Below are 22,801 nucleotides of genomic sequence, written 5' to 3'. Positions count from 1 at the left end.
CGATGACGGAGCTCTCGATCCGTCCGGAGGACATCCGCGACGCCCTGCAGAAGTACGTCGCCGACTACAAGCCGGACGCCAGCAGCAAGGAAGAGGTCGGCCACGTGGCGACCGCGGGCGACGGCATCGCCCGCGTCAGCGGCCTGCCCTCCTGCATGGCCAACGAGCTCCTCGAGTTCGAGGACGGCACCCGTGGTCTCGCGCTCAACCTCGACACCCGCGAGATCGGTGTCGTCGTCCTCGGTGACTTCGACAAGATCGAGGAGGGGCAGACGGTGCGGCGCACCGGCGAGGTCCTCTCGGTCCCCGTGGGTGACAACTTCCTCGGCCGCGTCGTCGACCCGCTCGGCACCCCGATCGACGGCCTGGGCGACATCGAGTCGACCGACCGCCGCGCGCTCGAGCTGCAGGCGCCCTCGGTGATGATGCGCAAGTCGGTGCACGAGCCGCTCGCCACCGGCATCAAGGCCATCGACTCGATGACCCCGATCGGCCGCGGCCAGCGCCAGCTCATCATCGGCGACCGCGCCACCGGCAAGTCGACGATCGCGATCGACACGATCATCAACCAGAAGCAGAACTGGGAGACCGGCGACCCGTCCAAGCAGGTCCGCTGCATCTACGTCGCGATCGGCCAGAAGGGCTCGACCATCGCCGCCGTCCGCGGCGCCCTCGAGGCCTCCGGCGCCCTGGAGTACACCACCATCGTCGCCTCGCCGGCGTCCGACAGTGCGGGCTTCAAGTACCTCGCCCCCTACACCGGTTCGGCCATCGGCCAGCACTGGATGTACGACGGCAAGCACGTCCTGATCGTCTTCGACGACCTCACCAAGCAGGCCGAGGCCTACCGCGCCGTGTCGCTGCTGCTGCGTCGCCCGCCGGGCCGCGAGGCCTACCCCGGTGACGTGTTCTACCTGCACAGCCGGCTGCTCGAGCGCTGCGCCAAGCTCTCCGACGAGCTGGGTGCCGGCTCGATGACGGGCCTGCCGATGATCGAGACCAAGGCCAACGACGTCTCGGCCTTCATCCCGACCAACGTCATCTCGATCACCGACGGCCAGATCTTCCTGCAGTCCGACCTCTTCGCCGCCAACCAGCGTCCCGCGATCGACGTCGGCGTCTCGGTCTCGCGCGTCGGTGGCGCCGCGATGACCAAGGCGATGAAGGCGGTCACCGGCTCGCTGAAGGTCGACCTGGCGCAGTTCCGCGCGATGGAGGCGTTCGCGATGTTCGCCTCCGACCTCGACGCGGCCTCGCGCCAGCAGCTCGACCGCGGTCAGCGGCTGATGGCGCTCCTCAAGCAGCCGGCCTACTCGCCGTACCCGCTCGAGGACATGACCGTCGCGCTGTGGCTCGGCACCACCGGCCGCCTCGACAAGGTCGCGGTCGACGACGTGCTGCGCTTCGAGAGCGAGTTCCTCGACTACCTGCGCCGCTCGCACGAGGGCATCCTGGCCGCGATCCGCGAGACCACGAAGTTCGAGGACGAGGCCGGTCTTACCGACGCCTTCGACTCCTTCCTCCAGCAGTTCGAGGCCTCCGACGGCAAGACCGTCAAGCCGGGCCACGAGCCGCAGGCCGAGGCGCTGGAGTCCGAGGAGCACGAGACGGTCGTCAAGCAGAAGCGGAGCTAGGGATGGCCCTCTCGCTGCGTGAGTACCGTGCGCGGATCAAGTCGGTCGAGTCGACCAAGAAGATCACGCGCGCCATGGAGCTCATCGCTGCGTCCCGCATCATCAAGGCGCAGCAGCGGGCCCAGGCCGCCGCTCCCTATGCTCGCGAGCTCACCCGGGCCGTCACCGCGGTGGCGACCTACTCCAACGTCGACCACCCGCTGACCACCGAGAGCGACGACCCCAAGCGGGCCGCCATCCTCGTCGTGACCAGTGACCGCGGTCTGGCCGGTGCCTATTCCGCGAGCGTGCTCAAGGAGTCCGAGCGGCTCGCCGAGCGGCTGCGCTCGCAGGGCAAGGAGATCGACACCTACATCTGCGGGCGCAAGGGCGAGGCCTACTTCCGGTTCCGGCAACGGCCGGTCGTGCGCTCGTGGACCGGGTTCTCCGACCAGCCGTCCTACGACGTCGCGGAGGAGGTCGGCCGCGCGCTGATCGACGCCTTCCTCGCCGACGCCTCGGACGGCGCCGAGGGCCACGGTGTCGACGAGGTGCACGTCGTCTACACCCGGTTCCGCTCGATGCTGGTCCAGGAGCCGACCGCCGTGCGCCTGCTGCCCCTCGAGGTCGTCGAGCAGCAGACCGGCATCCTGCCGCTCTACGAGTTCGAGCCGTCCCCCGAGGCCGTGCTCGACGGGCTGCTCCCGCAGTACGTGCGCAGCCGGGTGTTCTTCGCCCTGCTGCAGGCGGCGGCGTCCGAGCTCGCGGCCCGCCAGCGGGCGATGAAGTCGGCCACCGACAACGCCGAAGAGCTCATCAAGAAGTACACCCGGATCGCCAACCAGGCACGCCAGGCCGGCATCACCCAGGAAATCAGTGAGATTGTCGGTGGCGTGAACGCGCTCGCCGATGCGAACGCAGGGAGTGAGTAGACCATGACCGCAACGCTCGACAAGTCTCCGGAGACCGGCAGCGCCGGCACCGGACGGATCGCTCGCGTCATCGGCCCGGTGGTGGACGTCGAGTTCCCCATCGACGCCATGCCCGAGATCTACAACAAGCTCGAGGTCGACGTCACGCTCCTCGGCGAGACCACGACGCTGCCGCTGGAGGTGGCTCAGCACATCGGTGACGGCATGGTCCGCGCGATCTCGCTGAAGCCGACCGACGGCCTGGTCCGTGGCGGCCTCGTCACCGACACCGGCAACCCGATCATGGTGCCGGTCGGCGACGCGACCCTCGGCCGGGTCTTCAACGCCACCGGCGACGTGCTCAACCTCGAGGAGGGTGAGTCGTTCGAGCCCCAGGAGCGGTGGGGCATCCACCGCAAGGCCCCGGCGTTCGACCAGCTCGAGGCCAAGACCCAGATGTTCGAGACGGGCATCAAGGTCATCGACCTGCTGACCCCCTACGTGCAGGGCGGCAAGATCGGCCTGTTCGGTGGTGCCGGCGTCGGCAAGACCGTGCTGATCCAGGAGATGATCGCCCGCGTCGCCAAGGACCACGGCGGCGTGTCGGTGTTCGCCGGTGTCGGTGAGCGCACCCGCGAGGGCAACGACCTGATCGTCGAGATGGAGGAGGCCGGCGTCCTCGGCCAGACCGCGCTCGTCTTCGGCCAGATGGACGAGCCGCCGGGCACCCGCCTGCGGGTCGCGCTGTCGGCGCTGACGATGGCGGAGTACTTCCGCGACGTGCAGCAGCAGGACGTGCTCCTGTTCATCGACAACATCTTCCGGTTCACCCAGGCCGGGTCCGAGGTCTCGACCCTGCTCGGCCGGATGCCGTCTGCGGTGGGCTACCAGCCCAACCTGGCCGACGAGATGGGCACGCTCCAGGAGCGGATCACCTCGACGCGCGGTCACTCGATCACCTCGCTGCAGGCGATCTACGTGCCGGCCGACGACTACACCGACCCCGCGCCGGCCACGACGTTCGCCCACCTCGACGCCACCACCGAGCTCTCGCGCGAGATCGCCTCGCTCGGCATCTACCCGGCCGTCGACCCGCTGACGTCGACCTCGCGGATCCTCTCGGCCGAGTACATCGGCCAGGCGCACTACGACTGCGCGATCCGGATCAAGCAGCTCCTCCAGCGCAACAAGGAGCTGCAGGACATCATCGCGATCCTCGGTGTCGACGAGCTGTCCGAGGAGGACAAGGTCATCGTGAGCCGGGCGCGCCGCATCCAGCGCTTCCTCTCGCAGAACACCTACGTGGCCAAGCAGTTCACGGGCATCGAGGGTTCCACGGTGCCGGTGGCCGAGACGGTCGAGGCGTTCAACAAGATCGCCGACGGCGAGTACGACCACGTCGCCGAGCAGGCGTTCTTCATGTGTGGTGGTCTCGACGACGTCGAGGCCAGGTGGGCCGAGATCCAGAAGAGCCTCTGACATGGCCGAGTCAGGCGTCTTGACGGTCGAGCTGGTCTCGGCCGACCGGACCGTCTGGTCCGGGGAGGCCACGCGGGTGATCGCCCGGACCGTCGAGGGCGACGTCGGCATCCTGCGGGGGCACGCGCCCCTGCTGTCGCTGCTCACCGAGGCGGTCGTGGAGATCACCGGCGAGGGCAAGGAGAAGATCGTCGCGGCGGTCGACGGTGGCTTCATCTCCGTCGCCGACGACCGGGTCTCCATCCTCTCCCCGCGGGCGATCCTCGCCGAGGAGATCGACGAGCACGCGATCCGCGCCGAGCTCGGCGAGCTCCGCACGGCCGAGCAGCTCGACGAGGAGCTGATCCGCCAGCACGAGGCCCGCATCCTGGCGGTCGAGCGCGCCGGGGCCTAGTCACCTCGGGCCCCGACCGTCCCCCCTGGACGACCCGGCGCCGTCCGGCCGCGATGCGGCTGGGCGGCGCCGGACCCGTGTACGGGACCCCCCGGTCCGATGCCCTAGGGTGATCGCTCCCGGACGACGAGGAGCGAGCAGAACCGATGGCGTGGTGGCAGTGGGTCATCGACGTCGCCGGAGCGCTCCTGCTGGCGCTGCTCGTCTACGGCCTGGCGCTCGTCGTGCGCCGGCGCCTCATCGCCCGCCACGGCGGCGTCTTCGAGCTCGGTCACCGGGTCCAGCCCTCGGCGGACGGACGCGGCTGGGTGCTGGGCGTCGGACGCTACTCCGGCGAGACCCTCGAGTGGTTCCGGGTGTTCTCGCTCGCCCCGCGCCCGAAGCGGTCCTGGGCGCGTGAGTCGCTCAGCTACGACGGACGCCGCGAGCCGTTGGGCGCCGAGCAGATGTCGCTCTACCCCGACCACGTGGTGATCCGCTGTCACTCGCCGTCCGGTGAGGTGGAGCTGGCGATGTCCGCGGCCTCGCTGACCGGCTTCCAGTCCTGGCTCGAGGCCCGGCCACCGGGCACGGACTGGAACCGCTAGCCGTCGTGACGTCCCGGGTCGCCGTCGTCTTCGCCCTCAACGGGCTCCTGTTCGCCTCCCTCGTCGCGCGCGTCCCCGACCTGCGGGCCGGCCTGGACCTCGACAACACCGGTCTGGGCCTGCTGCTGCTCACCATCGCGGCGGGGTCGCTGGTGGCGCTGCCGACCACGGGCGCGCTGGTCGACCGCTGGGGAGCGGCGACCGTGGTGCGCGGGGGAGCCGCGCTCGACGTGCTCGGACTCGTCGTGGCGGCCCTGGGCGCCGACGTCGTCGGCTCGGTGGCGGTCACCGCCGTCGGCCTGTTCGTCTACGGCGCCGGCGTCGGGGCGTGGGACGTCGCGATGAACGTCGAGGGCGCCGAGGTGGAGCGCCGGCTCGGCCGCACCGTGATGCCCCGGTTCCACGCCGGCTTCAGCCTCGGCACGGTCCTCGGAGCGCTGCTCGGCGTGCTCGTCGTGCGGCTCGACGTGCCGCTGGCCGTGCACCTGCCGGTGCTGGCGGTGCTCGCCGTACCTCCCGTGGTGGCGGCGACCCGGGGCTTCCTGCCGACCACGCCGTCCGAGGGCCCCACCGGCGCGGCCCGGGCGTGGCTCGAGCCACGCACCGTCCTGGTCGGGCTGATGGTGCTGACCTTCGCCGTGGCCGAGGGGTCGGCCAACGACTGGCTCGCGCTCGCGCTCGTCGACGGCTACGACACCGCGGCGTGGGTGGGCGTCGCCGGCTACGCGGTGTTCGTCACGGCGATGACGCTCGGGCGCCTCGGCGGCCCGGTGGTGCTCGACCGCTGGGGCCGGGTGCCGACGCTGTGGGCGAGTGCGGCGCTGGTGGCCGGCGGCGTGCTGCTCGTCGTGCACGGCGGCACCTGGCCGGTGGTCGGGCTCGGGTGCCTGGTCTGGGGGCTCGGCGCGTCGCTCGGGTTCCCGGTCGGGATGAGCGCCGCGGCCGACGACCCGGCGCGGGCCGCCGCCCGGCTCAGCGTCGTCTCGACGGTCGGCTACGCCGCCTTCCTCGGTGGTCCGCCGCTGCTGGGTGCGCTCGGCGACCGGATCGGCACGCTCGAGTCGCTCCAGGCCGTCGCCCTGCTGATGCTGCCGGCGGTGGGCCTGGTGCTCGCCGCCCGCCGACCCGTGCCGGTGGGCCGATGAGACCCCGGGTCGTCCTGGTCCACGGCTCGCGACTGGCGAGCAGCCAGTGGCTGCCGCAGGTCGCGCTGCTCGAGCAAGCGGTCGACGTGGTGCTGGTCGACCTGCCGGGGCACGGCACGCGGGCGGGGGAGCGGTTCACGCTCGACCGCTGCGTCGAGGTCGTGCAGGAGGCCGTCACGGCGTCGCCCGGCCCCACGGTGCTCGTGGGGCACTCCCTCGGCGGCTACGTCGCCATGGCCCACGCAGCCCGGCACGCCTCGTCGCTCGACGGCCTGGTGCTGGCCGGCTGCACCGCCGTCCCCGTGGGGCCGGGGGCGGCGGCGTACCGCGGGGTCGCCGCGCTCACCGACCGGATCGGCCCCGCGCGGATGACGCGCTTCAACGACCGGCTGCTGCGCCGGGTCTACCCCGCCGAGCTGATCGAGCCCGTGATCGCCGGTGGCTACTACTTCGCGCCGACCGCCGACGCCTGGCGCGAGGTGATGACCCACTGCCGCCCGTCGATGCTGCACGGGGTGCGGTGCCCGGTGCTGTTCCTCAACGGGCGCTTCGACCAGTTCCGGCTCGGCGTGCGCACGTTCCTGCGCGCCTGCCCGCACGCCCAGGTGCGGGTGGTGCCCGGCGCCGCGCACGTCGTCAACCTCGACCAGCCCGAGGCGTTCGCCGAGGCGGTGCTCGCGTTCGTCGGGACGGTGCTCGACCAGCCGTAGGCCGGTGGGCCCCTAGTCGAACAGCGCCCGGATGTCGTCGGCGGTGATGGACTGCGACGCGGCGCCGTCGCCGTCGATCACCCGGGCGAACAGCTCGGCCTTGCGGGCCTTGAGCTCCATCACCTTGTCCTCGATGGTGTCGGTCGAGACGAGCCGGTAGACCATCACCGACCGGGTCTGGCCGATCCGGTGCGCCCGGTCGACGGCCTGGGCCTCGGCGGCGGGGTTCCACCACGGGTCGAGGACGAAGACGTAGTCGGCCTCGGTGAGGGTGAGCCCCACGCCCCCGGCCTTGAGGCTGATCAGGAACACCGGGGCGGCGCCGTCGCGGAACTCCTGGATCACCTCGGCGCGCCGGGTGGTGGTGCCGTCGAGGTAGGAGGTGGGGATGCCGGCCTCGGTGAGGCGGTCGCGGACGCGCCGCAGGAAGCCGGTGAACGTGCTGAAGACCAGTGCGCGGTGGCCCTCGGCGACCAGCTCGACGACGTGCTCGACCAGCACGTCGGTCTTGGCGGAGGCGGCCGCGTCGTGGGCGGGGTCGACCAGGGCGGGGTCGAGGGCGAGCTGGCGGAGCTTGGTGAGGGCCGCCAGGATCGCGATCCGGTTGCCGTCGAAGTCGTCGACCAGGCCGAGGATGCGCTGGCGCTCGCGGGCGAGGTGGGTGTCGTAGAGCTTGCGGTGCTGGGGGTGGAGCTCGACCTGCAGCACCTGCTCCTGCTTGGGCGGCAGGTCGGCGGCCACCAGCTCCTTGGTGCGCCGCAGCAGGAACGGCTTGATCCGCTGGGTGAAGCGCTGCAGCGCCTGGTCGTCGCCCTGCCTCTCCACCGGGCGCACGACGTGGTCGGTGAATGCCCGCGGCTGCGGGTAGATGCCGGGCGTGACGATCGAGAGCAGTGACCACAGCTCGAGCAGGCGGTTCTCGAACGGCGTACCGGTGACGGCGAGGCGGAACGGCGCCTCGACCCGGCGCACGGAGGAGTAGGTCTTGCTCTGGTGGTTCTTGAGCTGGTGGGCCTCGTCGAGCACCAGACCGGCCCAGGTGACGTCGGCGTAGGCCGCGGTCTCGAGCCGCTGCAAGGTGTAGCTGGTGACCACGACGTCGGCGTCGGCGGCGATCTCGGCGATGGTCTCGCCGCGGCGCGCCCCCGACGCCGTCACGGTGCGGACCCGGAGCCCGGGGGTGTGCCGGGCGGACTCGGTGGCCCAGGCCGAGACCACGCTGGTGGGTGCCACGACGAGGAACGGCTTGTCGGTCGCGGCCCGCGTGTGGGCCACCAGGGCCAGCACCTGGAGCGTCTTGCCGAGCCCCATGTCGTCGGCGAGGATGCCGCCGAGGCCGTGCTCCCACAGCAGCGCCAGCCAGTGGAAGCCGTCGCGCTGGTAGGACCGCAGGGTCGAGACGACGCCGGTGGGCTCGGGTCGCGGGATGTCGGTGAGGTCGCGCAGCGCTTGGGCGCGGCGTACCCACTCCTCGGCCTGGGCGTCGACGACGCCGATCTCGGCGAGCTGGGCCCACAGCCCGAGGTCGTGGGTGCCGACGCTGATGTGGTCGCCGTCGGGCTCGCGCAGCTCGGCGGCCGCCCGCACGAGGGAGTGCAGGCGCGCGAACTCGGGACGGTCGGCGCGGAAGAACAGCCCGCTCGGCAGGACGACGTGCTCCTCGTCGAGGGTGAGGGCGGCCAGCACGGCGGCCAGCGGCACCGCCTCGCCGTCGACCCGGATGGTCACCCACAGGTCGAGCCAGTCGGTGGAGCCGTCGTCGTCGGCCGGGGACTCGAAGCCGATCACGGGCGCCGCGTCGGTCTCGCGGAACTCGGGCGGGTCGACCTCGACGACCTCGACGTCGTCGCAGTCGCGCCACACGGGCAGCTCGAGCAGGGACAGGGAGAGGACGTCGACGCCGCTGACCTCGCGGCGCTGCGGCGTGGGCGGCTCGGGCAGTCGCGCGACCACCTCGCGCTCGGCGCGGCGGTCGCGGACGGGCGCGTCGGCGTCGAAGCCGACGACCTGCTCGCCGTAGACCCACTCCCACACCAGGGTGGCGGCGTCGGCGGTGGCCCACCGGACCGTCAGCCGCAGCCGCGGGGCGACGGCGTCGGGCACCTCGACCGTGCCGTCGCGCGACCCCAGCGGCAGCAGCCGGCGCAGCGAGGCCAGCTCGTCGGGCAGCCGGTCGGTGGCCTCGGCCGGCAGCACCAGGGGCTTGCCGGTGAGGACCCGCGCCGGGCCGCGACCCAGGCGTCGTCCGAGCCGCGCGAGGGTGAGCTCGCCGTCACCGTGGTCGAGCAGGGCGGTGTGGGCCGGGTCGCCCCACAGCGCGACCTCGGCGCCGTGCCACAGCCGACCCTCGTGGTCGAGGCCGACCGCGACCTGCGGCCCGTCGGCGGTGGTGCCGACGTCGGCGCGCAGCTCGACCGGCTTCTCGACCAGGTGCAGGGCGGTGAGGTGCTGGAGCAGCAGCGGGATGCCGACCGCCTGCGCCTCGAGCAGCAGCGGCACCACGTCGGGGCCGAAGTCGCCGATGGTGGGCTCGCGACCGGCGTACCAGTAGCCGCCGTGGCGCTCGAGGGCCGAGTGCAGCGCCTTGAGGACCTCGAGCTGGCGCGGCTCGTGCTCCTGGCGCTGGCTCGCGCCCGGGATCGTGCTCCAGGTGATGCCGGACTTGATCCAGCTCGTCTTCTTGCCCGGCCGCATCGGTCGCAGCCGCAGCAGCGGGCCGGTCTGGTAGTAGACGCGGTGGCCGCGGCCCTCGTCCCAGCTCACCTGCAGCGCCAGCGGCACCGGGTCGGTCTCGGGCGGGGCCAGGTCGGCGAGGTCGCCGACCAGCTCGGCCAGCTGCTGCTCCCAGCTCATCGCGGCCGGTGCGGAGAACATCGCCCCCAGGTCGAGGGCCAGCGCCGCGCCGTGCTTGCACTGGAACTGGATCGGGCAGGTGCAGGTGGTCGCGATGGACAGCACGTCGTCGTGCTCGGAGGCCCGCAGGCGCACGACGTAGGGGCGGGAGTCGGAGCCGCGCACCTCGGCGGAGGCGGTGACCGTGCTCGCGGTGAGGTCGCCGACCTGGGGCCGCTCGACCGCCTGCCCGCCGGCGTAGCCGCGGGCGCGCAGCATCGTGTCGTGGGCGAAGTGCCGCGAGACCTCGCTGGGGGTGAGACGACGGAGGATGTTCATGACCTCGTCCATCGTGGCACGGGGCACCGACGGTCCGAGGGTCTCTCCACAGGTGGCCGGTGGACCAGGAGGACGGGCTCAGCCCCGCTCGCCGCCCGGCACCCACAGCACGTCGCCGCGCTCGCGGTTGGCGTGCCGGGCGAGGATGAACACCAGGTCGGAGAGCCGGTTGAGGTAGGTGATGGCGAGCACGTTCATGGTCTCGCCGTGGACGTCGTACGCCGCCCAGGCCGAGCGCTCGGCCCGACGCACGACCGTGCGGCTGACGTGGAGGTGCGCGGCGCCGGGGGTACCGCCGTTGAGGATGAACGAGCGCAGGGCCGCCAGCGGCTCGTTGTAGTGGTCGCACCAGCCCTCGAGGCGGTCGACGTAGTCCTGGGTGACCCGCAGCGGCGGGAACTCGGGGTCGGGCACGACCGGGGTGCAGAAGTCGGCACCGACGTCGAACAGGTCGTTCTGCACGTGGGTCAGCACGGCGACCACGTCGTCGTCGAGGCCGCCGGTGGCGACCGCCAGCCCGAGGTGCGCGTTGGCCTCGTCGACATCGGCGTAGGCGTGCAGGCGCGGGTCGTTCTTGGTGGTGACGCTCATGTCCCCGAGCCGTGTCTCGCCGCCGTCGCCGGTGCGGGTGTAGATCCGGGTGAGGTTGACCATGCGGGCACAGTAGCGAGCCCCGTCCCGGGGTCCTCGGACGGTGCTGGCCCGTGCCGGCCGGTGCCGGCGCCGGGTTCCCCTGGGGGCAGGTCGGGGACTCCCCGGGACTCGCCCGGGGACCTGCCGGAATTCGTTGGCCCTCAGGTGCAACCTGGGAGAGGTTGAGAGCGTCATAGTCAGTACACGGAGCGCAACAGGAGGAGCCGACGTGGACATTCACACCGACGGGTCCACCCTGGTGCTGACCGGGGACTTCGACGTGCGCAGCACGCGGGAGGTCCGCGCCGCGATCTACGAGCTGCTCGCGGTGCACGAGCGCGTCGTGGTCGACCTCACCGCCGTCGGCTCGGTCGACGTCACCGCGCTCCGGGTCCTCGGCGCCGCCTCGCGACAGGCCGTGCGTCAGGGCCACCGCCTGACCCTGCGCGGCTGCAACGGCCCCGTCCGCCGCCTGCTGCACATGACGCACCTGATCCGGGTGGTCGCGGTCGAGCGCGAGGCCGTCACCGCCTGACGCGCACTGTCGGATATCCCACTCCGAGACAGGTTACCAACGCGTAACCGCCGTCCTAGGCTTCCGGCCATGACGGAGACCGAGCGAGCCGAGCGGCCCACCAAGGACCGGCCCTGGGTGATGCGGACGTACGCCGGGCACTCGACCGCCGCGGCGTCCAACGCGCTCTACCGCACCAACCTGGCCAAGGGTCAGACCGGGCTCTCGGTCGCCTTCGACCTCCCGACGCAGACCGGCTACGACCCCGACTCGCCGCTCTCGCGCGGCGAGGTCGGCAAGGTCGGCGTCCCGGTGCCGCACCTCGGCGAGATGCGCCGGCTCTTCGACGACATCCCGCTGACCGGGATGAACACGTCGATGACCATCAACGCCACCGCGATGTGGCTGCTGGCGATGTACCAGGTCGCCGCCGAGGAGCAGAACCCCGACCTCGAGCCGTCGGAGGTCGCCCACCAGCTCGCGGGCACGACCCAGAACGACATCATCAAGGAGTACCTCTCGCGCGGGACGTACGTGTTCCCGCCGCAGCACTCCCTGCGGCTGATCGGCGACATGATCGCCTACACGGTCCACGAGATCCCGAAGTGGAACCCGATCAACATCTGCAGCTACCACCTGCAGGAGGCCGGCGCGACGCCCACCCAGGAGCTCGCCTACGCGCTGTGCACCGCGATCGCCGTCCTCGACCAGGTCAGGGCCTCCGGCCAGGTCTCCGAGGACGACTTCGAGAAGGTCGTCGGCCGGATCTCCTTCTTCGTCAACGCCGGCGTCCGCTTCGTCGAGGAGACCTGCAAGATGCGGGCCTTCGTCCGGTTGTGGGACGAGATCACCCGCGAGCGCTACGGCGTCCAGGACCCCAAGATGCGCCGGTTCCGCTACGGCGTCCAGGTCAACTCCCTCGGCCTGACCGAGGCGCAGCCCGAGAACAACGTGCAGCGGATCGTGCTGGAGATGCTCGGCGTCACGCTGTCCAAGGACGCCCGGGCCCGCGCCGTCCAGCTGCCGGCCTGGAACGAGGCGCTCGGCCTGCCGCGGCCCTGGGACCAGCAGTGGTCGCTGCGCCTGCAGCAGGTGCTGGCCTTCGAGTCCGACCTGCTCGAGTACGACGATATCTTCGCCGGCTCGCACGTCATCGAGGCCAAGGTGGCCGAGCTGGCCGAGGGCGCCCGGGCCGAGATCGACCGCGTCCAGGCGCTGGGCGGGGCGATCGCGGCGGTCGAGTCCGGCTACATGAAGCAGGCACTGGTCTCGGCCCACTCCGCGCGGCGGGCCCGGATCGAGAACGGTGACGAGATCATCGTCGGCGTCAACCGGTTCGAGACCACCGAGCCGTCTCCGCTGACCGCCGACCTCGACGGCGCCATCATGGCCGCCGACCCCCAGGCCGAGCAGGCCGCGCTGGACTCCGTCGCCGCGTGGAAGGAGCAGCGCGACGAGGACGCGGTGCAGGCGGCGCTCGAGCGGCTGGCGCGCGACGCCAGGACCGAGACCAACCTGATGGCCGCCACCTTGGAGGCCGCCCGCGCCGGTGCGACGACGGGGGAGTGGGCCGGCACGCTGCGCGAGGTGTTCGGCGAGTTCCGGGCACCGACCGGCGTCAGTGGCGCGGTCGGCGTCGCCGAGGCCGGCGCCGAGCTCACCGCGGTGCGCGACCGCGTCCAGGCCACCGGCGACGAGCTCGGCGGGCGGCTGCGGCTGCTCGTCGGCAAGCCCGGTCTCGACGGGCACAGCAACGGCGCCGAGCAGGTGGCCGTGCGGGCCCGCGACGCCGGTTTCGAGGTCGTCTACCAGGGCATCCGGCTCACGCCCGAGCAGATCGTCAGTGCCGCGGTCGCCGAGGACGTGCACTGCGTGGGTCTCTCGATCCTCTCCGGCAGCCACATGGAGCTGGTGCCCTCGGTGCTCGAGGGGCTGCGCGCCGCGGGGCTGGACGACGTCCCCGTGATCGTCGGCGGGATCATCCCCGACGCCGACGCCCGCCGCCTCAAGCAGGCCGGCGTCGCCGCGGTCTACACGCCCAAGGACTTCGGCCTCACCGAGATCATGGGCGGCATCGTCGACGTGATCCGCGCCGCGCACGGGCTGGACTGAGACCTGCACCGGCACCTGCACTGCCCGCGCTGTGGCGTCGGTGACACCAAGGCAAGGCAAACCTCACCTGGGTGTTAGCCTCTCCGGCGTGGGCAAGAAGAGCGGCCAGGTGGCCAAGCTGCCGAAGCTGAAGTGCTGCGAGTCGCGCAAGAAGTGTGACCGCTGCCCCCTGCGCATGCTCAAGGAGGGCACCCTCCCGGCTGGGTATACCGTCAAGCGCCGTCACCTCGTCCGGCTCGACGGCAAGAAGGTCACCAAGAAGAAGCTGGTCCGCGCAGCCTGACCCGGCGTGCGGGCTCGCCCGACACAGGAGTTCACCCCGTGGTTGCACAGCGCTTCGCCGACCAGCTCAACGCCCAGATCGGCAACGAGCTCGCGGCCCACAACCAGTACGTCGCGATCGCCGTCCACTACGACGCGCTCACCATGCCGCAGATGGCCGCGCTGTTCTACGGCCAGGCGCTCGAGGAGCGCGACCACGCGATGATGATGGTCCAGTACCTCCTCGACACCGACGCCGACGTGGTCATCCCCGGCGTCGACGCCCCGGTGTCGTCGTTCGAGAGCGTCGTGGCGCCCGTCGAGCTCGCCCTGGCGCAGGAGAAGCGGGTCACCGAGCAGATCAACGCGCTGCTGCGCACCGCGCGCGAGGAGTACGACTTCGCCTCCGAGCAGTTCATGCAGTGGTTCATCAAGGAGCAGGTCGAGGAGGTCGCCACGATGAGCGACCTGCTCGCCGTGGTGCGCCGCAACGCCGACGACATCGACGACATCGAGGACTACGTCGCCCGCGAGCAGGGCGGCGAGGGCGCCGACGCCACCGCACCGAGGGTCGCCGGGAGCGCATGAGCCGGGTGCTGGTCGTCGGGGCCGGCGTCGTCGGCCTGACCTGTGCGGTCCGGCTCCTGGAGCAGGGCCACCGGGTCGACGTGGTCGCCCGGGACCTCCCGCTGGAGACCACCTCGGCGGTGGCCGCGGCGGTCGTCCACCCCTACCGCGCCGGTCCCACCGAGCTCGTCGGACGCTGGACGACGCGGTCGGAGCAGGTCTTCGCCGACGTCGCCGCCACCGCCTCCGGCGACCACGGGGTGCGGCTCCTGCCCGGCACCGACCTCCAGCGGGGCGAGGTCGTCGCCCCCGTCGTCGACATGCCGCGCTACCTGCCGTGGCTCGCCGCGTCGGTCGAGCGCCTCGGCGGCACCCTGACCCGCCTCAACCTCTCGTCGTTGCCCGACCCCGCCGGGCCCGACGACGTCGTCGTCAACTGCTCCGGGCTCGGGGCCCGGCTGCTCGGCGCCGACCACACCGTCGTGCCGGTCGCCGGCCAGGTCGTGGTGGTCGACGGCGTGACCCTCGACCGGTTCTGGCTCGACGCCGCCGGCCCGACGTACGTCGTCCCGCGCGAGCGCGAGGTGGTCGTCGGCGGCACCGCCGACGTCGGCGAGTGGAGCCGTACGCCGTCGCCCGAGGTCGCCGCCGACGTGCTGCGCCGCGCCTCGGCCCTGGTGCCGGCCCTGGCGCACGCCCGGGTGCTGCGGCACAAGGTCGGCCTGCGACCCACCCGCCCCGAGGTCCGTCTCGAGCGGGACGGTCGGGTCGTGCACTGCTACGGCCACGGCGGCTCAGGTGTGACCCTCTCGTGGGGCTGCGCCGACGACGTCGCCGCCCTCGTCGGCCCCCCGCGCTGACACCTCGCGCTGACCCGTCGTACAGGTGCGACGGGTCAGCGTGGATCAGCTGGAGCCGAGGTCGGTGTCCCGGAGGGTGGTGTCGTCGTCCTCGCCCTCGCAGAAGCCCTCGACGATGCGGCGGGCGACCTCGGGGCGCTGGTCGTCGGGGGTCTTGCGGAGCTGCTCCGCGGCGTCGACCGCCTCGTCGCTGCCGTCGCCGTCGGCGGCGTCCTGGAGGGTGTCGAACAGCTCGTCGGTCGAGAGGGCCTCCAGCTCGCCGCAGGTGGTGTCGTACAGGCCGTCGCCACCGCAGGCGGTGAGCGTGGTCGCGAGGACGACGGACGCCGTGACGAGGGCCAGGAGCGGGCGGCGGGTGCGGGGCCGGGCGTTGGGGTTCAAGGGCGACAACCTACGTGACCGGGTCGCGGCGGGACAGGCGGCGGGACAGGCGGCGGGACAGGCGGCGGGACAGGCGGCGGGACAGGTGGCGGGCCACGAGCACGCCGAGGGCCAGACCGGCCGCCGCGCCGGTGAGCGGACCCCACTCCTCGTGGGCCACCAGGCCGACGGACGTGCCGACGACGACCGTCGCCAGCACCAGCGCGGCCAGCGCCACGCTGCGGTACACCTCCTGCAGGTAGAGCCGGCTGAACGACGGCGAGGCGGACGCCGGCTCGCGAAGCCCGCGCTCCGCAGGCTCCGGGACCGCCGGGTCGAGGGGGATGGTCCGCACGACGGCCTCGACGTCGAGGGGTCCGTAGACGTGCGGGAACGTCTCGGACGAGCCGGGAACCGGCTCGTCGACCACGGGGGAGCGCAGGCGGTCGGGGTCGATGACCAGCAGGACCAGCGGCTCGGTGACGTCGGCGTACCAGCGCCGCCGCACGTCCTGCCACTGGTCGCCGCGACTGGCGTGGATGAAGCCCTCCTCGGCCAGGGTGCGCCCCCGCGTCGAGGTGGTGTAGCGGCCCGAGGTCCGCGCCGCCTCCCAGTCGGCCGCCGTGGCGATGTGGAAGATCCGCATGGCGTCAGTCGCGGGACTCAGAAGAGGCGGTGGCTGGGGTCGTCCAGGCCGCGCAGGGCGTCGTAGTCGACGACCGCGCAGGCGATGCCCCGGTCGGTGGCCAGCACCCGGGCCTGCGGCTTGATCTCCTGGGCGGCGAAGATGCCGCGGACGGGGGCGAGCAGCGGGTCGCGGTTGAGCAGCTCGAGGTAGCGGGTCAGCTGCTCGACGCCGTCGATCTCGCCGCGGCGCTTGATCTCCACCGCCACGCTGGCACCCGCGGCGTCCCGGCACATCAGGTCGACCGGACCGATGGCGGTGGGGAACTCGCGGCGCACGAGCGTCAGGCCCTCGGCGAGGGTCGCGGGGTGCTCGGCGAGCAGCTCCTGCAGGTGCTTCTCGACGCCGTCCTTCTGCAGGCCCGGGTCGATGCCGAGGTCGTGGGAGGAGTCGTGCAGCACCTCCTCGATGAGGATGCGCAGGGTGTCGTCCGGCCCCTTCGGCGTGCTCCGACTCACGACCGTCCACTCAACGGCGCCGTCGTCGGTGGTGCCCTCGCGCAGGGTGCACGGCGGGCTCATCCAGTTCAGCGGCTTGTAGGAGCCGCCGTCGGAGTGCACGAGCACCGAGCCGTCGGCCTTGATCATCAGCACCCGGGTGGCCATCGGCAGGTGGGCGGTGAGCCGTCCGGCGTAGTCGATCTGGCAGCGGGCGACGACGAGTCTCACGGGGGGTGAATCTACGCGTCGGGGGCAGCGGCGCACCGCTGCCCCCGACGTCGAGGAGCCTCAGCCGGTCAGGACGGGACGTCCGTGGGGGCCTCGATGCTGCCGGCGATGCACTCGGTGACCGGGCCGCTGCTCACGAACTTCTCGACGTTCTCCTCGTCGTCCTTGCTGACCTTGGGGCCGTCGGCGCCCTCCTCCAGGTCGGAGTCGTCGGCCTCGGCGAGCTCGTCGACGAAGACCTCGAAGCCCTTGCGGGCGTCGCCGTCGATGCCCTCGGGGGTGCCGACCTCGGCCAGGTCCTCGGCCCACGCGTTGACGTCGTCGGCGTTGAGGTCGCCCGCGGCGCCGAACAAGCCCTTCTCGTCGGTCAGGGCGGTGCAGAACTCCTCCTGCGAGGCGTCCTCGGGGGCGTCACCACCGGGGCCGCCACCGCAGGCGGTCAGCGACGCGGTCAGGAACAGGGCGCCGAGGGCCGCGGGTGCGAGGCGGCGCAGGGGGGAACGGTGCATGGAGAGTCCTCTCAGGGAGTGCCCGGCGTCCGGGTCGGACGTCGGCAACACGAACCTTGCCCGGGTGGCCGCGTCCTACACCACACGGGGGGTGAACCTAGAGTGACGGGCGTGACAATCGCGATCCGACCGGCGCGCCCGAGCGACCTGCGCCGGATCGCGGCGATCGAGGACGCCGGCGCGCCGATGTTCGCCGAGCACTTCGGCGACCGGGTGGTGCCGGCGCTGACCGGACCTGCCGTGAGCGGGGCCGAGCGCGACGGCCAGGGCTTCCTCCTGGTGGCCGCCGACGACCGACGCCTCGTCGGGTTCGCCCACGTCGTCCCGCACGACCTGCACGCCCACCTCGAGCAGCTCTCGGTGCTGCCGTCGTACGGCCGTCGGGGGATCGGGACGGCGCTCGTCCGGGCCGCCATGGAGGAGGCGCGGTGGGCCGGCTACGACCGGATGTCGCTGACCACCTACCGCGACGTGCCCTGGAACGGACCGTTCTACGCCGGCCTCGGGTTCGCCGAGGTCGACCCGGACCGGCTCGAGCCGTTCCAGCGCGACCAGCGGGCGCGGGAGCGCGCGCTCGGCCTCGACGAGCCGGGCGCCCGGGTGGTCATGGAGCGTCGCCTGGAGCGCCAAGTTACCGGTGAGTGAACATGTCGTCGGCGCTCCCGGGCCGCGTGGCAGGATGCCCGCCATGACCAGCAACACCGCGTCCGGGGCCCCGGCCCGCACCTTCTCCACGATCGGCGTCGTCGGCCTCGGCACCATGGGAGCCGGCATCGCCGAGGTCTTCGCCCGGCACGGGTACGCCGTCCTCGGCGTCGAGCAGAACGAGGAGGGCGTCGAGCGCGGGCGCCAGCACCTCGCCCACTCGACCGACCGGGCGGTCAAGCGCGAGAAGATGAGCGAGGCCGAGCAGGCCGAGCTGCTGGGCCGGATCACCTTCTCCACCGAGCTGAAGGACCTGGCCGCGGCCGACCTGGTCATCGAGGCCGTCGTGGAGTCGATGCCGGTCAAGAAGGCGATCTTCCAGGAGCTCGACGGCGTCGTGGGCCCCGACGCGGTGCTGGCCACCAACACCTCCTCGCTGTCGGTCACCGAGCTCTCCACGGCGACCTCGGCTCCGGGTCGGGTCGTCGGCGTCCACTTCTTCAACCCCGCCCCGGTGCAGGACCTCGTGGAGGTCGTGCGCACGGTGGTCACCGAGCCGTCGGTCCTCGACGACGTGCAGGCGCTGCTCGGCACCCTCGGCAAGAGCCCCGTGGTGTGCGGCGACAAGGCCGGGTTCATCGCCAACACCCTGCTGTTCGGCTACCTCAACCACGCGGCCTCGATGTTCGAGGGCCGGTACGCCTCCCGCGAGGACATCGACGCGGCCATGCGCCACGGCTGCGGCTACCCGATGGGCCCGCTGGCCCTGCTCGACCTGATCGGCCTCGACACGGCGTACGAGATCCTCGAGACGATGTACCGCCAGGGCCGCGACCGGCTGCACGCCCCCACCCCGATCCTCAAGCAGATGGTCACCGCGGGCCTGCTCGGTCGCAAGACCGGCCGCGGCTTCTACACCTACGAGGGCCCCGACAGCCCGGTCGTCGTCGTCGACGACAAGACACCGTCGCCCGACGAGGCGCCGCAGCTCAAGCACGACATCCGCCAGGTCGGCGTCGTCGGCACCGGCACGATGGCCTCGGGCATCGTGGAGGTCTTCGCCAAGGCCGGCCACGACGTGCTCTACGTCGGGCGCAGCCAGGACAAGGTGGCCGGCGTGGTCGCCGCGATCACCAAGAGCTTCGACAAGCAGATCCAGCGCGGCCGGAGCACCGAGGACGCCAAGGTCGAGGTGCTCGGACGCGTCACCGGCACCACCTCCCTCGACGACCTGCGCACCGTCGACCTCGTCGTCGAGGCGATCGCCGAGGACCTGACGGTCAAGACGACGCTGTTCGAGAACCTCGACGAGATCTGCAAGCCGGGGGCCATCCTGGCGACCACGACCTCCTCGCTGCCGATCATCTCGATGGCCCGGGTCACCAGCCGTCCGCAGGACGTCGTCGGGATGCACTTCTTCAACCCCGCGACGGTCATGAAGCTGGTCGAGGTGGTCTCCACGGTCTCCACCGACGACGACGTCACCGAGACCACACGGGCGCTGTGCGCCGAGATCGGCAAGGTGGCGGTCTCGTGCGGTGACCGGGCCGGCTTCATCGTCAACGCGCTGCTGTTCCCCTACCTCAACGACGCGGTCAAGATGCTCGAGGCGCACTACGCCACCGCCGACGACATCGACATCGCGATGAAGCAGGGCTGCGCGCTGCCGATGGGGCCGTTCGAGCTGCTCGACGTGGTCGGCAACGACGTGTCGCTGGCCATCCAGCGCGAGCTCTACCTGGAGTTCCGCGAGCCCGGCTTCGCGCCGGCGCCGCTGCTCGAGCACCTGGTCACCGCGGGCTACCTGGGCCGCAAGACCAAGCGCGGGTTCAGGGACTACTCGCGACGCTGAGCCCCAGCAGCAGCGACGGGGCGTCGGCGTCGTCGGCGTCGACGGTCGCCACCACGGTGCCGCCGCCGTCGTCCCACGAGACGAGCGCCAGGCCCTCGACCTTGGCGACCCGACCCTCGACGTGGGGCAGGGGTGCGACCACGGGGTCGGCGCCGTCGCGCAGCAGCACCAGGGCCGAGGCCATCACCGGGCCGTCGTCGTAGGCGGTGGGGGAGTCCTCGGCCGCCGCCGCGAGCAGCACCCCGCCGGGCACCGCCACGGCGTCGGTCACGCCGAGGTCGACACCGTCGACCCGACCGAGGTCGACGGGACGCGGGTCGGCGACCCGGTCGAGCCCAGGCAGGTCGACGTCGACGCTCGCGGCCGGCCGGCGCTGGAACCACCGCAGCCTCCCGTCGACGACGCACGCGCCCTCGAGGTTGAGCACGTCGGCCGGCAGCCCGAGCACCCGCGCGACCGCGGCGTACGTCGTGGACCGGTCGTGGACGACGGTGCTCAGGTCGGGGCGCACCAGCACCGTGCGCATCCGGGCCGGCGTCGAGCCCGAGCCGAGCAGCAGCACGCCGTCGGGCACCACGCAGGCGGCCTCGAGGTCGGGCTTGAGGTGCTTGGTGCCGGCGTCCTCGGCGAAGACGTCGTGGCCCTCGACCGGGGGCAGCAGCCGCAGCCTGCTCGCCGTGCCGGACCGGTCGAGCAGGCAGCCGTGGGTGGCGTCGTCCTGGACGACGAGGAAGCCGTCGCCCAGCGGCGCGATCGCGGAGGCCGCCCGCACGGGCGTGCCGTCGTCGAACTGCAGCCGGGAGACGTCGGTGACGGTGACGTGCACGGTGCTCAGCGCCCCTCAGCCACGGGGGTAGCCGCGGCGCACGGTGCGGTCGAGGATGCCGAGCGTCGCGCGCAGCGCGCCCTCCGACAGCACCGGGAAGATCCCCATCGCGGCCCAGTCGGGGTGGATGTCGCTCCAGTCGTAGTACGACGTGACCCGAGTGCCGCCGGACTCGTCGGGCTCGAGCCGGTAGCCGAAGACGTGACCGATCTGCGGGCGCACCCGACCGAGGATCGTCCACGACACGTGGCGGTCGGGCTCGAGGTCGGCGATCGTGACCGTCACGTCGTAGCGACCCATCTCGGGGTAGTCGTTGAGGGCCTCGCGGTCCATGTGCACCGCGAAGGAGTCGCCGGCGGCGGTGACGACCTCGCCGGTGGCGCCCTGCAGCATGCCGGAGGAGTCGATGGCCACGTGCCCCTGCGGGTCGCACAGGACGGCGAAGACGTCGGCGGCAGGGGCCGCGATCACGCGGGTGGCCTCGAGGCGGGTCGGTTCGGGTCCGGTCACGGACCGATCCTGTCACCCGCGGCACCTCCCGGGGAGCCTCGCGCGTCGGTAGCGTGCGACCCGTGACCCACCTCGAGCGCGCCCGTACCTACCCGGTCCCGGTGGCGCAGGCGTACGCCGTGGTGGCGCCGGCGCCGCTGCCCGAGCTGCTCGGCCGTCGCTACCTGGCCATCCCCGGCGTCGTCCGCGTCGACGAGGAGGGGCCGTGGGCGCAGGAGCTCGGGCAGCGCCGGGTGCTGCACTTCTCCGACGGCGGGCGCACCACCGAGGTGCTCACCGTGCTCGACGCGCCGGCACGGTTCGGCTACCGGCTCGAGGACGTCCACGGGCCGATGCGCCTGCTGGTCGCCGGCGTCGACGGGCTGTGGGCCTTCGAGCCCGATGGCGCGGGCACCCGCGTGACCTGGTCGTGGGAGCTGCGGCCGACCGCGGCCGGGCGACCGGTGATGCCGGCGTTCGCCCGGATGTGGCGGGGGATGGCCGACCGGTGCCTCGACCGGCTCGGCGAGCGGCTCGACGGCTCGGCCGTCAGCGGCTGACGAACGCCTTGAGCACGAACGGCTGGCGCTGGTCGAGCGAGGTGCCGCGGCACGCGAGGGTGGTGCCGCGGTCGCACCGGTAGCGCGTCGAGGCGTTGGCCAGCGCCACCGTCACCGCACGCGTCGAGCCGGCGCCGAAGCGCACCACCGCCTTGCCGAACCCCCCGCGGGTCAGCGGGATGCGGCGCTGCTGGAGGCGTCCGTCACGCCGCTCCACGAGCAGGTGCGCCGCCGGCGCGTGGCGCCGGTCGGGCGCGTCGACCTTGACGGTCAGGCGCCAGCCGCGGGTGAGCGAGCGGGCGGGGCGCAGGCGCACCGAGCGTGAGGTGAGGTGGTCGATCCGGGCGTGCACCTTGGTCCGGCGCTGGGTTGCGGAGAGTCGTCGCTCGGCGACCGGTGCCGAGGGGTAGACCGCGCCCTCGGGGTAGGTCCGCGACGGCGCCGTGTTGGCGGCGGCGTACGCCGCGAAGGAGCGGGGGAGCCCGCCGCGCACGGCGAGCACCTCCTGCACGGCGGTGGCCGAGTGGTCGTCGGGCAGCGTCCCCCCGGTGCCGGCACGCTCCCAGACCTTGCGCACGACCTCGGGGCCGAAGCGGCGGCCGAGGAACTCCCAGAAGGTCCAGTTGCCGTAGTGGGCGTAACCGGTCGTCTCGAAGAGGTCGAGCGGGACGCCGGGCCGGGCCAGCTGGCCGAAGCGCAGGTAGGCGCGGTTGTCGTCGACGTCGTCGGCGAAGCGCTCCTCGACCCAGGTGGCGGTCGACTCCAGCAGCCACGGGTCCTCGGTGAAGTCGTAGGCGAACTGGACGGCGTGGAAGAACTCGTGCGCCGCGGTCACCCGCAGCGTCTGCTCCGGGGCCCGGCCGAACTGGGTGCGCGCGAAGTCGTCGTCGAGCACGCAGAAGCCCTTGGCCTGCTTGGGTCGTCCGGCGACCCGCGACTCCGGTGAGCAGTAGCCGTAGAGCCCCCGGCTGCCGACGTCCTTGAGGTAGACGTCGAACTTGGCGTTGCCGCCGCGCCGTCCGTCGCGAGCCGGGGCGCGGTAGCCGAGCCTCCCGACGTGGCGTCGCCACACCCGCTCCATCACCCGCAGCGTCACCCGGGGCCAGCCGGCCGTCGCGGGGGCGTCGGGGCCACGGCGTACCCAGTGGACGCAGACGTGCGTGCCGCAGCGACGGGTCGCGGGGGCGGAGTAGCCGTCGGCGAACGGGTCCTGCGCTCCGTCGGTCGGCCGGGCCAGCAGGCCGCCGGCG

General features: G+C 72.5%; 24 protein-coding genes. 15 read left to right on the top strand and 9 right to left on the bottom strand.

Going from position 1 to position 22,801, the window contains the following annotated elements:
- Positions 1-2: 2 nt before the first annotated feature.
- The 7 genes from atpA (at position 3) to AC4MBH_RS04880 (ending at position 6,839) form a co-directional block, all read left to right on the top strand.
- The gene (atpA, locus tag AC4MBH_RS04910) at positions 3-1,634 is read left to right on the top strand and encodes a F0F1 ATP synthase subunit alpha (RefSeq protein ID WP_491793230.1); all 1,632 of its coding nucleotides are present in this window, start codon (positions 3-5) and stop codon (positions 1,632-1,634) included.
- Positions 1,635-1,636: 2 nt separating this feature from the next.
- Entirely contained in the window at positions 1,637-2,545 is a 909-nt protein-coding gene (locus AC4MBH_RS04905) for a F0F1 ATP synthase subunit gamma (protein ID WP_491793229.1), read from the top strand.
- Positions 2,546-2,548: 3 nt separating this feature from the next.
- Positions 2,549-4,003: a F0F1 ATP synthase subunit beta gene (gene atpD, locus AC4MBH_RS04900; protein WP_491793228.1), complete on the top strand. Its 1,455-nt coding sequence runs from the start codon at positions 2,549-2,551 to the stop codon at positions 4,001-4,003.
- 1 nt (position 4,004) lies between these two features.
- Positions 4,005-4,397 (top strand): F0F1 ATP synthase subunit epsilon, encoded by a 393-nt coding sequence (locus AC4MBH_RS04895; RefSeq protein WP_491793227.1) that lies wholly within the window; start codon positions 4,005-4,007, stop codon positions 4,395-4,397.
- 146 nt (positions 4,398-4,543) lie between these two features.
- A complete protein-coding gene (locus AC4MBH_RS04890; protein ID WP_491793226.1) occupies positions 4,544-4,984 on the top strand; it encodes a DUF2550 domain-containing protein in 441 nt (146 codons plus the stop codon).
- 5 nt (positions 4,985-4,989) lie between these two features.
- Positions 4,990-6,129, top strand: coding sequence for an MFS transporter (locus AC4MBH_RS04885; RefSeq protein WP_491793225.1), 1,140 nt, complete (start codon positions 4,990-4,992; stop codon positions 6,127-6,129).
- A complete protein-coding gene (locus tag AC4MBH_RS04880) occupies positions 6,126-6,839 on the top strand; it encodes an alpha/beta fold hydrolase (RefSeq protein WP_491793224.1) in 714 nt (237 codons plus the stop codon). Before AC4MBH_RS04885 ends, AC4MBH_RS04880 begins: the two co-directional genes overlap by 4 nt.
- Before the next feature lie 12 nt (positions 6,840-6,851).
- On the opposite strand, the gene AC4MBH_RS04875 is transcribed toward AC4MBH_RS04880, so the two are convergent.
- Positions 6,852-10,022, bottom strand: coding sequence for a DEAD/DEAH box helicase (locus AC4MBH_RS04875; protein ID WP_491793223.1), 3,171 nt, complete (start codon positions 10,020-10,022; stop codon positions 6,852-6,854).
- Between the two features lie 66 nt (positions 10,023-10,088).
- Positions 10,089-10,664 (bottom strand): cob(I)yrinic acid a,c-diamide adenosyltransferase, encoded by a 576-nt coding sequence (locus AC4MBH_RS04870; RefSeq protein ID WP_491793222.1) that lies wholly within the window; start codon positions 10,662-10,664, stop codon positions 10,089-10,091.
- A 208-nt stretch (positions 10,665-10,872) separates the two neighbouring features.
- Between AC4MBH_RS04870 and AC4MBH_RS04865 the strand changes: the two genes are divergently transcribed.
- From AC4MBH_RS04865 to AC4MBH_RS04845, 5 genes are all read left to right on the top strand, one after another.
- Positions 10,873-11,178: an STAS domain-containing protein gene (locus tag AC4MBH_RS04865; protein ID WP_491793221.1), complete on the top strand. Its 306-nt coding sequence runs from the start codon at positions 10,873-10,875 to the stop codon at positions 11,176-11,178.
- A gap of 69 nt (positions 11,179-11,247) precedes the next feature.
- Positions 11,248-13,269: a protein meaA gene (locus tag AC4MBH_RS04860; protein ID WP_491793220.1), complete on the top strand. Its 2,022-nt coding sequence runs from the start codon at positions 11,248-11,250 to the stop codon at positions 13,267-13,269.
- A gap of 88 nt (positions 13,270-13,357) precedes the next feature.
- A complete protein-coding gene (locus AC4MBH_RS04855; protein ID WP_491793219.1) occupies positions 13,358-13,552 on the top strand; it encodes a hypothetical protein in 195 nt (64 codons plus the stop codon).
- A 38-nt stretch (positions 13,553-13,590) separates the two neighbouring features.
- Positions 13,591-14,118, top strand: coding sequence for a ferritin (locus AC4MBH_RS04850; protein WP_491793218.1), 528 nt, complete (start codon positions 13,591-13,593; stop codon positions 14,116-14,118).
- On the top strand, positions 14,115-14,957 hold the full coding sequence (locus AC4MBH_RS04845) for an FAD-dependent oxidoreductase (RefSeq protein ID WP_491793217.1): 843 nt from the start codon (positions 14,115-14,117) through the stop codon (positions 14,955-14,957). The genes AC4MBH_RS04850 and AC4MBH_RS04845 overlap by 4 nt, the downstream gene beginning before the upstream one ends.
- Positions 14,958-15,002: 45 nt before the next feature.
- Here AC4MBH_RS04845 and AC4MBH_RS04840 read toward each other — a convergent pair whose 3' ends face one another.
- From AC4MBH_RS04840 to AC4MBH_RS04825, 4 genes are all read right to left on the bottom strand, one after another.
- Positions 15,003-15,338 (bottom strand): hypothetical protein, encoded by a 336-nt coding sequence (locus tag AC4MBH_RS04840; RefSeq protein WP_491793216.1) that lies wholly within the window; start codon positions 15,336-15,338, stop codon positions 15,003-15,005.
- Between the two features lie 10 nt (positions 15,339-15,348).
- Positions 15,349-15,963 carry a DUF952 domain-containing protein gene (locus tag AC4MBH_RS04835; protein ID WP_491793215.1) on the bottom strand — a complete coding sequence of 205 codons (615 nt, stop codon included), beginning with the start codon at positions 15,961-15,963 and terminating at the stop codon, positions 15,349-15,351.
- A gap of 17 nt (positions 15,964-15,980) precedes the next feature.
- Positions 15,981-16,670, bottom strand: coding sequence for an endonuclease NucS (gene nucS, locus AC4MBH_RS04830; protein WP_491793214.1), 690 nt, complete (start codon positions 16,668-16,670; stop codon positions 15,981-15,983).
- A 68-nt stretch (positions 16,671-16,738) separates the two neighbouring features.
- On the bottom strand, positions 16,739-17,179 hold the full coding sequence (locus tag AC4MBH_RS04825; protein ID WP_491793213.1) for a hypothetical protein: 441 nt from the start codon (positions 17,177-17,179) through the stop codon (positions 16,739-16,741).
- Between the two features lie 111 nt (positions 17,180-17,290).
- On the opposite strand from AC4MBH_RS04825, the gene AC4MBH_RS04820 reads away from it, so the two are divergent.
- Positions 17,291-17,824 (top strand): GNAT family N-acetyltransferase, encoded by a 534-nt coding sequence (locus AC4MBH_RS04820; RefSeq protein ID WP_491793212.1) that lies wholly within the window; start codon positions 17,291-17,293, stop codon positions 17,822-17,824.
- Positions 17,825-17,867: 43 nt separating this feature from the next.
- The gene (locus AC4MBH_RS04815; protein WP_491793211.1) at positions 17,868-19,676 is read left to right on the top strand and encodes a 3-hydroxyacyl-CoA dehydrogenase family protein; all 1,809 of its coding nucleotides are present in this window, start codon (positions 17,868-17,870) and stop codon (positions 19,674-19,676) included.
- Here AC4MBH_RS04815 and AC4MBH_RS04810 read toward each other — a convergent pair.
- Both AC4MBH_RS04810 and AC4MBH_RS04805 read right to left on the bottom strand, forming a co-directional pair.
- Entirely contained in the window at positions 19,654-20,502 is an 849-nt protein-coding gene (locus AC4MBH_RS04810) for a DUF6910 family protein (protein ID WP_491793210.1), read from the bottom strand. The genes AC4MBH_RS04815 and AC4MBH_RS04810 overlap by 23 nt on opposite strands.
- A 15-nt stretch (positions 20,503-20,517) precedes the next feature.
- The gene (locus AC4MBH_RS04805; protein ID WP_491793209.1) at positions 20,518-21,012 is read right to left on the bottom strand and encodes an SRPBCC family protein; all 495 of its coding nucleotides are present in this window, start codon (positions 21,010-21,012) and stop codon (positions 20,518-20,520) included.
- A 62-nt stretch (positions 21,013-21,074) separates the two neighbouring features.
- Between AC4MBH_RS04805 and AC4MBH_RS04800 the strand changes: the two genes are divergently transcribed.
- Positions 21,075-21,551: an SRPBCC family protein gene (locus tag AC4MBH_RS04800; protein WP_491793208.1), complete on the top strand. Its 477-nt coding sequence runs from the start codon at positions 21,075-21,077 to the stop codon at positions 21,549-21,551.
- On the opposite strand, the gene AC4MBH_RS04795 is transcribed toward AC4MBH_RS04800, so the two are convergent.
- Complete coding sequence (locus tag AC4MBH_RS04795) at positions 21,541-22,788, bottom strand: MXAN_6640 family putative metalloprotease (protein WP_491794113.1); 1,248 nt, start codon at positions 22,786-22,788, stop codon at positions 21,541-21,543. The two genes, AC4MBH_RS04800 and AC4MBH_RS04795, sit on opposite strands and share 11 nt — an antisense overlap.
- Positions 22,789-22,801: the final 13 nt, after the last annotated feature.

This window comes from Nocardioides sp. WJ219 (assembly GCF_058559815.1).
Note: the sequence above shows the minus strand (reverse complement) of the source record. Positions and strands in the feature narration are given on the sequence as shown.

Excerpts from the sequence above, each read along its gene's own strand:
- AC4MBH_RS04860 (WP_491793220.1), top strand. The coding sequence starts at position 11,248 with ATGACGGAGACCGAGCGAGCCGAGCGGCCCACCAAGGACCGGCCCTGG.
- AC4MBH_RS04895 (WP_491793227.1), top strand. The coding sequence starts at position 4,005 with ATGGCCGAGTCAGGCGTCTTGACGGTCGAGCTGGTCTCGGCCGACCGG.
- AC4MBH_RS04880 (WP_491793224.1), top strand. The coding sequence starts at position 6,126 with ATGAGACCCCGGGTCGTCCTGGTCCACGGCTCGCGACTGGCGAGCAGC.
- AC4MBH_RS04905 (WP_491793229.1), top strand. The coding sequence starts at position 1,637 with ATGGCCCTCTCGCTGCGTGAGTACCGTGCGCGGATCAAGTCGGTCGAG.
- AC4MBH_RS04875 (WP_491793223.1), bottom strand. The coding sequence starts at position 10,022 with ATGGACGAGGTCATGAACATCCTCCGTCGTCTCACCCCCAGCGAGGTC.
- atpA (WP_491793230.1), top strand. The coding sequence starts at position 3 with ATGACGGAGCTCTCGATCCGTCCGGAGGACATCCGCGACGCCCTGCAG.
- AC4MBH_RS04870 (WP_491793222.1), bottom strand. The coding sequence starts at position 10,664 with ATGGTCAACCTCACCCGGATCTACACCCGCACCGGCGACGGCGGCGAG.
- AC4MBH_RS04890 (WP_491793226.1), top strand. The coding sequence starts at position 4,544 with ATGGCGTGGTGGCAGTGGGTCATCGACGTCGCCGGAGCGCTCCTGCTG.
- atpD (WP_491793228.1), top strand. The coding sequence starts at position 2,549 with ATGACCGCAACGCTCGACAAGTCTCCGGAGACCGGCAGCGCCGGCACC.
- AC4MBH_RS04815 (WP_491793211.1), top strand. The coding sequence starts at position 17,868 with ATGACCAGCAACACCGCGTCCGGGGCCCCGGCCCGCACCTTCTCCACG.
- AC4MBH_RS04835 (WP_491793215.1), bottom strand. The coding sequence starts at position 15,963 with ATGCGGATCTTCCACATCGCCACGGCGGCCGACTGGGAGGCGGCGCGG.
- AC4MBH_RS04825 (WP_491793213.1), bottom strand. The coding sequence starts at position 17,179 with ATGCACCGTTCCCCCCTGCGCCGCCTCGCACCCGCGGCCCTCGGCGCC.
- AC4MBH_RS04845 (WP_491793217.1), top strand. The coding sequence starts at position 14,115 with ATGAGCCGGGTGCTGGTCGTCGGGGCCGGCGTCGTCGGCCTGACCTGT.